Origin of the sequence: Maribacter polysiphoniae (assembly GCF_003148665.1) — a bacterium.
GTDB lineage: Bacteria > Bacteroidota > Bacteroidia > Flavobacteriales > Flavobacteriaceae > Maribacter_A > Maribacter_A polysiphoniae.
Map to the genome: position 1 here is coordinate 72,920 of NZ_QGGQ01000010.1, position 14,268 is coordinate 87,187.

Sequence of the window (14,268 nt, forward strand, 5' to 3'; positions counted from 1 at the left end):
ATAAAAGGACATTAAACCATTGCCGTTTTGGGTTCAAGAATATTAAGTTCTACCATGCATTCCCGCATGATATTATAGGTTCTTTCAATATCATTGTCAAGTCCTATTGAAAAACGGACCAATCCGTCAGAGAGCCCCATCTGTTTTTGTTCTTCCAAAGGAATTTCGGAAGACGTAGAGGTTCCTGGAGCACTGAAAAGTGTTTTGTAAAAACCTAGGCTTACGGCCAAATAACCTAATTTTCGCTCTTGCATAAGTTCCATAAGGGCATTGGCTTTGTCCAATGACCCCATATCTATGGTCATTAGTCCGCCGAATCCAAACTCATGGTTCATAAAACTTTTTAATTTTTCATGGCCTTTATGTGATTTTAATCCGGGGTATACCACTCGGAGTCCGTCTTTTTCGAAACTCTCGGCCAAATATTGGGTGTTTTCGCTATGTTTCTTTATACGGATATGAAGCGTACGCATGTTTTTTAGGATTGATGCGGCCCTAAGGCTATCCAATGTGCTGCCCAGTAACATTCCAGCCCCACTGTGTACATCCTTTAGGGCAAGGCAAAAATCATTTGTACCACAAACCACTCCAGCCACACAGTCACTTGAACCATTGATGAATTTTGTCAAACTGTGGATCACGACGTCGGCCCCAAGTTTAGCGGGCGAAATCGAAAGTGGTGAAAAGGTATTGTCCACGACTAAGGGGATTCCATGTTTTTTTGCCAATTCCGATAAGGCTTTGATATCGGCAATCTCCAACAAGGGATTGCTTACGGCCTCACAATAGATCATTTTAGTTCTAGGGGTAATGGCTTTTTCAACAACCTCTAGATTGGTGATATCCACAAAGGAGGTGGAAATATTGAATTTCTTGAGGAAATTCTTCATAAAGGCATAGGTTCCTCCATAAATGGTTCTACTGCTCACAATATGGTCGCCTGCATCACATAATTGTAGGGTAACCGCTGTAATGGCACCCATACCGCTGGCGGTAACATTAGCGGTTTCGGTTCCTTCCAATGCAGCCAAGGCTTCACCCAAATAGAGGTTGGAGGGAGAGGAATGCCGTGTATATAGATAACAACCTTCCGTATTTCCCTCAAAAGTGTCGAACATTTTTTTGGCTGACAGGAAAGTATAGGTTGATGAATCGGATATGGAAGGATTAACACCCCCATATTCGCCGAAATATTGTAGATCTTGTAGATTATCCGTAGCCTTATTTTTCATAAAAGTTATATTTTAAACATTAAATTTACGATAATGGCGTTTTAAAATCAATGACTGACACATAACTTGGATAATAAAACTATTATATGGTATTTTTATAGAATAATTAATTGTTTCCGAATGGAACAACACCTATTTAACGAAAAATATTCCAAATGAAATTTGATACAATCGATAGTCGACTACTTGGATTATTGCAGGAGAACAGTAAAAAGACAACAAAAGAATACGCGAATAATTTAAATCTTTCGGTTACAGCGGTTTATGAGCGTATTAAGCGTTTGGAAAAATCAGGGATGATTAGAAAGTATGTGGCTTTGGTTGATAAGGCAAAAGTAGGTAAGGCCTTTGTTGTACTTTGCCATGTTAAACTGATACAACACGCCAAACCCTATGTGCTCCAGTTTGAAAAGGAAGTGCAGGGTTTGCAGGAAGTGGTCGAGTGTTACCATACCAGTGGGGATTATGACTATATTCTGAAAATCTACGTTCGCGATATGGAAGCGTATAGGGATTTCATGGTCACCAAACTCACGGCCTTGAATCATATTGGTAGCACACAAAGCTCTTTTGTAATCAATGAGGTTAAGCATACCACAAGAATACCCTTATAAAATCGGAAAATAGTGCTAATTTTGTTAGACATTAAAAATCAAAAACTATTATGACTGAATATGATGTGGCCGTAATCGGCTCTGGACCTGGCGGATATGTAGCTGCAATTCGTTGCGCCCAACTTGGAATGAAAACAGCGATTATTGAAAAGTACAGCACCTTGGGTGGTACTTGCCTAAATGTTGGGTGCATTCCTTCCAAAGCGATGCTCGATTCTTCCCACCATTATGAGGACGCCGTAAAACATTTTCAGGAACATGGTATTGATATTCCCGGGGAGATAAAGGTCAATTTAAAACAAATGATTACCCGTAAACAGGGTGTTGTGGATATGACGACCAAAGGAATCCAATTTTTGATGGATAAAAATAAGATAGATGTTTATGAGGGGGTCGGTAGTTTTAAGGATGCCACACATATTGATATAGCAAAGAGCGATGGTAAAAATGAAACCATCCTAGCCAAAAATACCATTATCGCCACAGGTTCAAAACCTTCAACCTTACCCTTTATCACATTGGATAAGGAACGTGTTATCACTTCTACGGAAGCTTTGGAATTGAAGGAAATCCCCAAGCATATGATCGTCATTGGTGGCGGTGTCATCGGTTTGGAGTTGGGCCAAGTGTACAAACGCTTAGGTTCAGAGGTTTCGGTTATTGAGTATATGGATCGAATCATTCCAACCATGGATGCCGGTTTATCGAAGGAACTGATGAAAGCGATGAAAAAGCAAAAGGTGAAATTCAATCTTTCGCATAAGGTAAAATCCGTTGAGCGCAAGGGAAAAGAGGTCATTGTAAAGGCTGATGACAAAAAGGGCAACGAAGTTACCTTTACGGGTGATTATTGTTTGGTTTCCGTTGGTCGCCGCCCCTATACTGATGGTTTGAACGTAGAAGCGGCCGGTGTACAAATGGATGATCGAGGTAAGATAGCCGTTAATGACCACTTACAGACGAATGTCCCGAATATATATGCCATCGGGGATGTGATTCGTGGTGCCATGTTGGCCCATAAGGCAGAGGAGGAAGGTACCATGGTGGCAGAGATCCTTGCGGGTCAAAAACCCCATATTGATTATAATTTGATTCCTGGGGTTGTCTATACTTGGCCTGAAGTCGCAGCAGTCGGCAAAACGGAAGAGCAATTGAAGGAAGCCGGTATTGCCTATAAGGTTGGTCAATTCCCAATGCGGGCCTTAGGGCGTGCCCGTGCCAGTATGGATGTTGATGGTTTTGTGAAGATATTGGCCGACGCCAGTACCGATGAAGTACTCGGTGTTCACATGATCGGGGCACGTTGTGCCGATTTGATCAGCGAAGGGGTTACTGCCATGGAATTTAGGGCATCTGCCGAGGATATCGCCAGAATGAGCCATGCGCATCCGACCTATTCGGAAGCGGTGAAGGAAGCGGCATTGGCTGCAACTGATGATAGGGCCTTACATGTCTAAGTAAGGTTCGATAATTTTTTTAGTTCCTATAATAACTGATATGTACCATAAGGTATACATCGAAGCTGATAATTATAAAATATAATGATGGAAATCAACGATAAAACCGGAGTTAAGGATTATCTACCCGTAGCGGATAGGTACGAATCCATGAAATACAATCGATGTGGAAAAAGTGGCGTTCTATTGCCGGCATTATCCCTTGGGTTGTGGCACAACTTCGGTTTTGTCGATAGTACCGAGAACGCTCGGGAAATTTTGAGGTGTGCCTTTGATTTAGGGATTACCCATTTTGATTTGGCCAATAATTACGGACCTCCATATGGTTCGGCTGAGGAAAATTTCGGACAACTTTTCAAAAAGGATTTCAAGCCTTACCGCGATGAGCTTTTCATTGCTTCAAAAGCGGGGTACGACATGTGGCCTGGTCCATATGGGAATTTTGGATCCAGAAAATATTTGATTTCGAGTCTGGATCAAAGTCTAAAAAGAATGGGGTTGGACTATGTCGATGTTTTTTATCACCATAGACCCGATCCAGATACACCCCTTGAAGAGACCATGCTTGCCTTGGCTGATATTGTACGCCAGGGAAAGGCGCTTTATGTGGGTATTTCCAACTATCAACCCAAGGAGACCGCAGAAGCAAGTAAATTATTAAAGGAATTGAAAGTGCCTTTTATTTTGCATCAGGCACGTTATTCTATTTTTGATCGATGGGTTGAGGATGGACTTTTGGAAACCTTGGGGAATGAGGGGGTTGGCTGTATAACCTTTTCCCCATTGGCACAAGGATTGCTTACCAATAAATATGTTAATGGTATTCCACCGGATTCCAGGGCAGCCAAGGACTTTACCTATTTGGACGCCTCTGCGGTCGAAAGCCATATGGCCAAGATCAGGAATCTTGCGGATATCGCCGATCAACGAGGGCAACAATTGTCGCAAATGGCGATTGCTTGGTTATTGGGTAGGCCAAATGTTGCTTCCGTTTTAATAGGGGCAAGCTCCCCCAAACAACTTAAGGAGAATATAGGGGCATTGAATCAGTTGGAGTTTACCGATGAAGAATTAAAGTTGATTGATGCTAATTCTTAAAGTCGGCTAAAAAAGAAATTTAAAGTGGGTTGATTAGTTAGTTGGTTTTTGTTCGTCCAACGGATCTCAATACCTTGGAGAGGTATCCTTTGATAAGTTTTTGTGAAAACAAATACCAAGGCTGCAGATTTCGATACAACTGCTTTGTACCTATCGATATGCCCGATTTGATCATTACTTTGTTTTTTTCATATTGGAGGGCCGTAAAGGCGCATACGGTCATGAAAACGATGGCGCCCGAAATGGCCATCATTGGACTCAATTGATGATGAAAGAACTTATAAAGCCCAAGTCCTGTAAAACTGCCATAAAGTATAATGAAATGAATAATGTAAATACTCAAGGTGCTTTGACCGATCTTGAGTAGGGTTGGGTGTGTCATTAATCCCCTAAAGAGCATAAAAACGGCAAAAACCAGGAAGACATCCCCCAATCTTATGAAAAGGTAATTGTTCATGGCAATGGCCTCGAAAAGGGTTGCTCCAGTCAAATCCGACAACCCTAAAAATAAATCCGAAGAAAAGAATATTAAAACAATGCCGGTCAAAAGCGACAATAGAATGGCATATTCATACAGAAATTTGTGGTTTTTATAGCGGGTAAACAAAACTGAGAGGAATGCACCGAATGTGGTATAACCAAACCAAGGTATAATAGTGAATACAGAACCATTGGCCCTGGTAAGGAAATTAGCCAAAGCCTGGGGTAAAAAACCAAAAGTCCATTTTTCGTAAAGGGGCTCAAACAGGAATAGGAGTACCGTTACCCCCAATAATAGGGTTGAAAGCAATGCTTTGTTGGTTTTTTGCGCCAAGAGATAGATCCCTATGATCCCCAATAAGGAAAGACCTATGCAATGGAGTACATCCACCAAGAAAAAGGCATCATAGATTTCCCCTTTCAATATCCCAAAAAGATTGGCCCTTAAAAGATATCCGATGAACAACAATTGCAATCCCCGTTTTATTCCCTTTAAAACCCTTGGGTTTTGCCAGCCTTTTTGAGGTACTTTAATAAGTAGGTAAGTGAATATAAAACCAGAAACGGTAAAAAATACCGGAGCGGTAATACCCCTGAAATATTTCCAGATCGTATAGGTTGTATTGGTGTTGTCCTTAAAGGCAACATCCAAAAGTCCGTCAATGAAGTGTCCTTGGAGCATCATCAAAATGGCCCAAGCACGCATGGCGTCGATAAAAAATAATCTGGCAGTTTTCTTCTCCAAGGGTAAAATATTAATATATATTCAATGTTTTTGAAAAATTAATCTCTTCTATATACTTGAATTACAAGGTATTTAGATGTTTTTGCCTGCAAAATTAGATAAAATACTCGCATTTAGAGGTTATTTGAGGTATTTTTGGTTGAACACAAACTAACTATCCGTACTATGTCGTCAATACTAGCTTTCGCTGGGAGCAATTCGGCCTCATCAATTAATTTTAAGTTGGTGAGATATACATCCTCCTTAATCCATGGCCATGAAGTTGAATTAGTGAATATGGCCAGTGAAACTTTCCCCATGTACAGTGAAGATCGGGAAAAACAGCTAGGTTTTCCCGAAGCGTTGGTTAAATTTCAAAAAAAAATAGAAACATCCGATGCGATTTTGGTTTCAGTTAATGAACATAATGGAGGGCCTTCAGCCTATTTTAAGAATTTATTGGATTGGATGTCCCGATCCAACAGAAACTATTTAGAGAACACAAAGATTTTTTTAATGTCCACCTCACCCGGACAAAGAGCTGCCATAGGTGCCCATGAGTTCATTAAGAATACTTTACCTAGAGTGGGGGGGGAAGTATCAGCAACCTTTAGCCTACCTTCTTTCAATACTAATTTCGAAGAGACACAAGGTATTGTTGATCAGGAATTAAGATTGGCGCATAAAATCGCCTTGGATAGCTTTTTACAACAATTATAGTACTTTGCGCACCGTAAAATCGTTCGAAATTTTAAGTGGAATGGTCTTTAGGGATCATCTGTTACAGTGGTCCCAAGAATTTTATGAAGCGGTTTGGCTGGAAAGTAATGCGCATACCAAGGACTATAGTTCATTTGATGCTGTTTTGGCCGTGGACGCCCTTACCTTGATCCAAACGGATTCAACAGGTGCATTTGAGGATTTAAGGGCCTATCAGAAGGAAACCAAGGACTGGATTTTTGGTTATCTTACCTATGATCTAAAGAACGATGTGGAAAATCTTTCCTCAAGGAACCCGGATCAGCTGCATTTTCCGGAGCTCTTCTTCTTTCAACCCAAAAAGGTCATCAAAATCATTGGTAATAAGGTTGAATTCCATTACTTGAATATGGTGGCCGATGAAATAGAGGAAGATTTTGATACGATCATAAAAGGTATTTCAGGGTATGTACCCATCACCCCCACAAGGGATATCCGAATAAAAATGCGCATTTTCAAGGATGAGTATTTTCATGGGGCCCATGAAATGCTTAAGCACATTCACAGGGGCGATATCTATGAAGCTAATTTTTGTCAGGAGTTTTATGCGGAGGATACGCAAATAGACCCCCTTCGGACCTATAATAGTTTGAATGCGATCTCAAAAGCACCCTTTGCCACATTCTTGAAATTGAATGACAAGTATCTGTTATCGGCCTCTCCCGAACGCTATTTAAGAAAACAGGGGAGTAAAATCATTTCGCAACCTATCAAAGGGACGGCTAAAAGATCTACCGACACCAAAGAGGATGACGGTTTAAGGAATCGATTAAAGCTAGATCCCAAGGAACGTGCGGAGAATATCATGATTGTTGATCTGGTTAGGAATGACCTGTCCAAAAGTGCAATAAAGGGTTCCGTGGTAATAGAGGAGTTATGTGGGGTGTATTCCTATGATCAGGTACATCAAATGGTATCGACCGTAGTCGCTGAAGTTGAAGCGGGTAAGAACCCCGTCGATATAATCAGGGAAACCTTTCCTATGGGTAGTATGACGGGCGCCCCTAAAATTTCCGCCATGCAATTGATTGAGGAGATGGAAGCCTTTAAGAGAGGACTTTATAGTGGGGCGGTAGGTTATTTTACCCCAGATAATGATTTTGATTTTAATGTGGTTATACGTAGTATTTTATACAATGCATCGAAGCGGTATGTTTCTTACGCCGTAGGTAGTGCATTAACAGCCAAGGCTTCACCAGAAGCCGAATATGAGGAATGTTTGTTGAAAGCGAAGGCGATGCGGGAGGTTTTGGAGAAGTCAAATGAATAATGGTCATAGTTGCTTTATGGAAATACATCATTTCAAAACAATATCAAGTGGCATTCCTATTTATGGAGGGTATGTGCAGCCCAAAACAATAAGGGGGCTAGTGGTGTTGGTTCATGGTTTTGGGGAACATTCCGGACGTTATTTAAAAGACGTGATCCCTATGTTCACCGATTCAGGCCTAGCTGTTTTATTCTACGATAATTTTGGACATGGCAAATCCGGTGGCAAACGAGGGCATTGTCCCAGTTATGGGGCACTTATGGAACTATTGGCGGAAATGCTTGAAAAAAGTGGGGCGTTGTTCCCAAAAGTACCCCAATTTCTTTATGGTCATAGTATGGGTGGGAATTTGGTTCTAAACTATGCGTTGCGGAATGAAAGTTCCCTTACGGGTATCATTGCTTCCAGTCCTTATCTAAGGTTGGCTTTTCAACCTCCCAAATGGAAAATGGTCTTGGGGAAGGCCATGTTGAAAATTTGGCCATCATTAACGATGCCTTCAGGTCTGGATCCCAACGGAATATCCAGCATAGGGAAAGAAGTAGCGCTGTATAAGGCAGACCCCATGGTGCATGATAAGGTAAGTCCCATGTTCTCGTTTCCTATTATCGAGGCGGGTGAATGGGCCATAGCCAATGCGGCCAACCTGCGTATACCCACACTCCTGATACACGGTACGGCCGATCCCATAATTGATTTTAACGGAAGTGCGGAATTCCATAAAAACAACCCCGATTTTACCACTTTGGAGCTTTTTAAGGATGGATATCACGAATTGCATCACGACCGTTGTCGCGAAGAAGTATTCAATGTCATACAGAGTTGGCTACGGCAACAACTTTAAGTAAATTTACAGCGTGCAGAACGAATTTAGAAAACATATAGAAGAACACTTCCCCGAATTATTGCAAAATAAATTTCTTTTGGCCTGTAGTGGGGGGTTGGACAGTGTTGTGCTCGCCCATTTATGTAACCAATGTGGACTTGATTTTTCATTGGCCCATTGTAACTTTCAACTCCGTGGGACCGATAGTGATCAGGATGAGCAATTTGTCAGGGAATTGGCCAAACAATTGAATAAATCCCTTTGGGTTGAACATTTCAATACCAAGGCTTATGTAAATGACCATAAGGTTTCTGTGCAAATGGCAGCAAGGGAACTGCGCTATGATTGGTTTAAGGACTTGATGGCCAAGCATCAGATAAAAACCTTGGTTACGGCCCATCATGCCGATGATAACCTCGAAACTTTTCTTATAAACCTTTCCCGAGGTACAGGTTTAAAGGGTTTGAGTGGTATTCCAGCTAAAACCGACATGATTTCCCGTCCCCTTTTACCTTATTCCAGGGTGCAGTTGTCGGAATATGCAAAGGAAAATAATATCCAATGGAGGGAGGATCGGAGTAATGCCGAAACGAAATATTTACGAAACAAGATTCGTCATGATATTATCCCTCTATTGAAAGAAACCCACCCAACGTTTCTACATAATTTTCAAACCACCCAAAGAAATCTGCAACAAATCGTAGCTATTTCCGATATCCATTTATCAAACCTAAAAAAGGAACTTTTCAGGGAAGATGGTGAGGTTGTTCGTATCTCAACAGAAGCATTACTGGCACTCGATCCTATTGGGGCGTACATGTACGGTTTGTTCAATGCATATGGTTTTACCGCCTGGAGCGATGTTGTACAGTTGATTACGGCGATGAGCGGAAAGGAGATACGTTCAAAGACACATCGATTGCTAAAGGATAGGGACGAATTGATTTTGGGCAAAATAGAGGAAGAACAAATCAATTCCTATACCATTGAGGAAACTACCACGGCTATAGAAGAGCCAGTGGCGATGACCATTACGTTGGTGAATAATATTGGGGAAACAGGCCCAGATGTACTATATATCGATAAAGAAACGTTAAAGTATCCCCTAGTGTTAAGAAAGCGGCAAAAAGGCGACTATTTTTATCCATTGGGAATGCAAGGCCGTAAAAAATTGTCCAAATTCTTTAAGGATGAGAAGATGGATGTTTTTTCAAAGGAAAAGCAGTGGTTGCTTTGTTCCGATACCGATATTGTTTGGGTAGTGGGCAAACGCCTTGACAATCGTTTTAAAATAACGCCCAGTACCAAGAAGATTTTAAAAATAACATTGAATTGATGAGACAAATAATTGTATTTGCACTATTGGTTTTTAGTTTATCAACCTATGCCCAGGACGATGAAAATCCGGTATCCTGGTCCCATGAAGTGAACAAGGTTTCAGATACGGAATACGACTTGATCATTAAAGGGGATATTTTCAAAGGTTGGCATGTGTATTCCCAATTCACATCGGATGGGGGTTCTTTGCCGAGTGAGTTCACCTATAAAAAAGCGGGGGTCGATTATGAATTGGTAGGAGCTACCAAAGAGAGTCCGACTGAAACCGCCTATAGCGATATCTTCGAGGTCGATGAAACCTTTTTTAAGAAAGAGGCCATTTTTACCCAAAGGATTAAATTATTGAATCCCGATGTTCGGCAAATCGATGTAAACCTCTTTTATCAGGTTTGTAAGGAGGTGTGTTTGGCGGTGGATAAGGATTTCCATTTTGTGCTCGATGGGGGTGAGGCCGTAACTGTTGAAAAAACGGTTGATGACCGAAGCTTGGCCATGGGCTCCGCCTTAAAATTGGACCTTAAGAATAAGGACATATTAAATGAGGGTGACGATCAGAATGAAGGCCAATCCAGTTTATGGGTGGTCTTTGGATTGGGTTTTTTGGGAGGACTCATAGCCCTTTTGACCCCATGTGTATTCCCGATGATTCCGTTGACCGTATCTTTCTTTACCAAACAATCGCAGAATAAGTCAAAAGGTATTGTAAATGCGGTTCTTTATGGGTTTTTCATTGTTCTGATTTACTTTTTATTGAGTCTGCCTTTCCATATTTTCGATTCGGTCGATTCCCAGATATTGAATACCATTGCTACGAATATTTGGCTCAACCTTGCCTTCTTTATCATTTTCGTCTTTTTCGCCTTTTCGTTTTTCGGGTATTATGAATTGACCCTCCCAAGTTCATGGGCCAATAAGATGGATGCCGCCTCGAATAAGGTAGGTGGTGGCATCGGAATCTTTTTTATGGCGGTTACCCTGGCAATCGTATCTTTTTCATGTACGGGACCAATTCTTGGTGGACTGCTGGGGAGTACTACTTTGGCGGAAGGTGAAGTAGCCAATAATCTTACTGCGGGCATGACTGGTTTCGGAGTGGCCTTGGCCTTGCCCTTTGCCTTGTTTGCAATGTTCCCCGCATGGCTGAACTCCCTTCCCAAATCCGGGGGATGGATGACCACCGTAAAAGTCGTACTTGGTTTCTTGGAATTGGCCTTGGCCTTTAAATTCCTTTCCAATGCCGATTTGGTGGGTAACTGGGGCATTTTTAAACGGGAGATTTTCCTAGGGGTTTGGATCTTACTTTTTGTATTGTTGACATTATATCTCTTTGGGGTAATCAGGTTCAAGCATGACGGACCCAAACAGAAATTGTCATTAGGTAGAAAAATGACTGGATTGCTAAGCTTGGCCTTTACGGTCTATCTGGGGCTTGGATTGGGCAATTTGGTCAATCTAAAACTATTGAGCGGTTTTCCTCCACCTCAATTCTATAGTGTTTTTCAGCAAGAGAGCGATTGTCCATTGGGAATCGATTGTTATAAGGATTTTGAAGAAGGGTTGGCACATGCCAAATCGGTCAATAAGCCGGTCTTGTTGGACTTTACAGGATGGGCCTGTGTAAACTGTCGAAAGATGGAGGAAAATGTATGGAGCGACCCAGAAGTATACCGTTTATTGAAAGATGATTATGTGTTGATTTCCCTGTATATCGATGATCGTAAGGAGTTGCCCAAGGAAGAACAGTTCGATTATAAATTTGATAGCGGTCGGGTAAAGGCCATTACCACCGTGGGGCAAAAGTGGGGTACATTTCAGACCATTAATTTCAACTCGGCCTCCCAACCCTATTATGTGCTTCTTTCACCAGAGATGGAGATCCTGAATAGTGCCATTCAAAGCGCGGATAAGGATGAATATCGGGATTGGTTGTTGGAAGGGTTGAAAAACTATAAAAAAGGCATGGACAAATAGGATATGTTCAATCTTTATAAGACTTAAGGCACCCCAAGAGGGTGCTTTTTTTATACCCTAAATAATCCTATCTTTCTGATTGATTCAAACCCCCTGTATGAAACGTATTAAAAAAATTGGAATTATCGTAGTGGTAATTCTAGCAGTGATAGCCATCTTCGCAGGAGTGTCCGTGAACACCCTATCGCCTACATATGATGGGAAAAGGGCACTTCCTAAACTCTTGAATGAGACCAATGTATATTACGATTCCTATGGAATCCCACATATTTATGCAGCCAATGAGGAAGATGCTTTCCGAACCTTGGGCTATGTTCATGCCCAAGACCGTTTATGGCAAATGGAGTTGTTGCGAAGAATCGGTTCAGGTCGACTTTCCGAGGTTTTCGGTGGTACAATGTTGGATACCGACAAGTTCTTCCTATCCCTTGGGATAGATGAGGCTACAAAACAAAAAGTCGCTGAATTGGATGGGAATAATCCAACGGTTCAATTATCGCAAGCGTATTTGGATGGTATCAACCAATTTATTGAAGAAGGACCAACTCCTATAGAATTTTACTTAACGGGCATTGACAAAGCCCCTTTCCAATTGGAGGATATTTTCAATACCGTCGGCTATATGGCCTTTAGTTTTGCCATGGCCCATAAGACCGATCCCTTACTGACCAACATCAAAGATAAATTGGGACCGGAATATTTGGACGATTTAGACCTGTCCGTGGATCCGAATACTATTTGGATAAAAAACCATAAGGATGCACCAAAAGAAACAATACGGAATTCCATTGCCGCGACAGTATCCCAAGCCTTGGGAGCCCTTTCCCTGCCTTTGTTCGAAGGTAGTAACAGTTGGGTGATAGCCCCGGAAAAGACAAAGAATGGCAAGGTGATATTTGCCAATGACCCGCATATAGGGTTTTCACAACCAGCTGTTTGGTATGAGGCCCATGTAAGCGCCCCCAATTTTGAGAAATATGGGTTTTTCATGGGGGGTATACCCTTCCCCTTATTGGCCCATGACCATCATTTAGCGTATGGGATGACCATGTTTGAAAATGACGATATTGATTTTTTTTATGAGGAAACACATCCAACGGAAAAAGAAAAGTACAGGACTAAGGAAGGGTGGTCTACCTATGAAGAGGTGAATAAAATCATCAAGATAAAGGATTCTACGGATTATAAGTTCACGTACAGGAAAACGGTACACGGACCTATAATGAATGGAATCGCAGATCAAGTAACAGGGGAGCGGCCCATTGCCATGTGGTGGATGTACACCCAGCATAAGAATGAGGTGATGGATGCGTTGTACGGTATGACCCATGCAAAGAACAAAACGGAATTTCAAAATGCCTTACCCAAAATACATGCCCCCGGTTTGAATATTATGTATGGTGATGCTGAAGGAAATGTAGCGTGGTGGGCCTCGGCAAAATTGTATAAAGATGTGAATAGTACAAATACCAAATTCGTTTTGCAGGATACTTCCGATTTGAATGCACCAGAACGTTATTTGGATTTTTCCCAGAATCCGCAGGCGATCAACCCACCATGGAAGTATGTGTATTCTGCAAACAACCAACCCGATTCCATTGCAGGTATTCAATATCCAGGATACTATTTACCGGAAAATAGGGCCAAACGTATTGTAAACTTATTGGAGGCAAAAAATGATTGGGATTTGGAAGATGCCAAGGAAATGATCAATGATGTCGTCTCTTCCGTAAACCCTTCGATTATTGCGGACTTGAATGGAGATGTCAATAGGGAAGAATTATCCGACGCCCAAATTTCGGTCTTGGATAAACTGTTGGATTGGCAGGGAGAGAACAATCTGGACAATACAGAGCCCACGGTATTCCATCGGTGGGTGTACTTTTTTCTAAAGAACACCTTTGCCGATGAATTAGGGGAAGAAATGTTCAAACAATTCTTGTCCACCCATTTATTAAAGAGAACCATAGCCCCGATGGCATCAAAAAAGGAATCGGTTTGGTGGAATAATATAACTACGGAACAAGAGGAAACCAAATCACAGATCGTAACAGCATCTTTTATCCAAGCCTATGAATCCTTGGTGAATGACTTTGGACCCGAAAGTGGGGGTTGGACATGGGACAAAGTGCATACGTTGGAACATCCACATCCTATAGGGCAGGTGGCCGCTTTGCGTTCGTTTTTCAATGTGGGGCCCTATCCTGTTTCGGGCACAAGGGAAGTTATCAATAATATGGCATTCAATTATGATGGTGATGGCATGTACGAAGTTACCGCAGGACCGTCTACAAGACGTATTATTGATTTTGCCGATATAGAGAACAGTTTGGGGATATCACCAACGGGACAATCAGGTAATCCGTTCAGTGAACATTACAGCGATCAAGCTGAAATGTTTGTAAAAGGGGAATTTCGAAAAATGATGCTGAATGAAAAAGAAATTAAGGACACCTCAAAATCTTTACTTACATTTAAACCTACACAAGATTAAATAGT

11 protein-coding genes are annotated in these 14,268 nt (G+C 41.6%); 9 read left to right on the top strand and 2 right to left on the bottom strand.

Annotated features, from left to right (window positions below):
- Window positions 1-11: 11 nt before the first annotated feature.
- On the bottom strand, window positions 12-1,232 hold the full coding sequence (locus LX92_RS17360) for an aminotransferase class I/II-fold pyridoxal phosphate-dependent enzyme (RefSeq protein WP_109653365.1): 1,221 nt from the start codon (window positions 1,230-1,232) through the stop codon (window positions 12-14).
- A gap of 155 nt (window positions 1,233-1,387) precedes the next feature.
- Between LX92_RS17360 and LX92_RS17365 the strand changes: the two genes are divergently transcribed.
- From LX92_RS17365 to mgrA, 3 genes are all read left to right on the top strand, one after another.
- Window positions 1,388-1,846 (top strand): Lrp/AsnC family transcriptional regulator, encoded by a 459-nt coding sequence (locus LX92_RS17365; protein ID WP_109653367.1) that lies wholly within the window; start codon window positions 1,388-1,390, stop codon window positions 1,844-1,846.
- Window positions 1,847-1,896: 50 nt separating this feature from the next.
- Window positions 1,897-3,303, top strand: a complete 1,407-nt coding sequence (lpdA, locus tag LX92_RS17370) for a dihydrolipoyl dehydrogenase (RefSeq protein WP_109653370.1) — start codon at window positions 1,897-1,899, stop codon at window positions 3,301-3,303.
- Window positions 3,304-3,390: 87 nt separating this feature from the next.
- Window positions 3,391-4,401: an L-glyceraldehyde 3-phosphate reductase gene (gene mgrA, locus LX92_RS17375; protein ID WP_109653552.1), complete on the top strand. Its 1,011-nt coding sequence runs from the start codon at window positions 3,391-3,393 to the stop codon at window positions 4,399-4,401.
- Between the two features lie 37 nt (window positions 4,402-4,438).
- Here the strand turns inward: mgrA and LX92_RS17380 are convergent, their stop codons facing one another.
- Window positions 4,439-5,626, bottom strand: a complete 1,188-nt coding sequence (locus LX92_RS17380) for a heparan-alpha-glucosaminide N-acetyltransferase domain-containing protein (RefSeq protein WP_109653372.1) — start codon at window positions 5,624-5,626, stop codon at window positions 4,439-4,441.
- Between the two features lie 165 nt (window positions 5,627-5,791).
- Between LX92_RS17380 and LX92_RS17385 the strand changes: the two genes are divergently transcribed.
- The 6 genes from LX92_RS17385 to LX92_RS17410 all read left to right on the top strand — a co-directional run bounded on the left by LX92_RS17385 (window position 5,792) and on the right by LX92_RS17410 (window position 14,263).
- Entirely contained in the window at window positions 5,792-6,325 is a 534-nt protein-coding gene (locus LX92_RS17385; protein WP_109653374.1) for an NADPH-dependent FMN reductase, read from the top strand.
- Between the two features lie 4 nt (window positions 6,326-6,329).
- Window positions 6,330-7,634: an anthranilate synthase component I family protein gene (locus LX92_RS17390; protein WP_223308395.1), complete on the top strand. Its 1,305-nt coding sequence runs from the start codon at window positions 6,330-6,332 to the stop codon at window positions 7,632-7,634.
- A gap of 16 nt (window positions 7,635-7,650) precedes the next feature.
- Window positions 7,651-8,478: an alpha/beta hydrolase gene (locus tag LX92_RS17395; RefSeq protein ID WP_109653554.1), complete on the top strand. Its 828-nt coding sequence runs from the start codon at window positions 7,651-7,653 to the stop codon at window positions 8,476-8,478.
- 13 nt (window positions 8,479-8,491) lie between these two features.
- A complete protein-coding gene (tilS, locus tag LX92_RS17400) occupies window positions 8,492-9,796 on the top strand; it encodes a tRNA lysidine(34) synthetase TilS (RefSeq protein WP_109653378.1) in 1,305 nt (434 codons plus the stop codon).
- Complete coding sequence (locus LX92_RS17405; RefSeq protein ID WP_109653380.1) at window positions 9,796-11,769, top strand: protein-disulfide reductase DsbD family protein; 1,974 nt, start codon at window positions 9,796-9,798, stop codon at window positions 11,767-11,769. The genes tilS and LX92_RS17405 overlap by 1 nt, the downstream gene beginning before the upstream one ends.
- Window positions 11,770-11,866: 97 nt before the next feature.
- Entirely contained in the window at window positions 11,867-14,263 is a 2,397-nt protein-coding gene (locus tag LX92_RS17410) for a penicillin acylase family protein (protein WP_109653382.1), read from the top strand.
- Window positions 14,264-14,268: the final 5 nt, after the last annotated feature.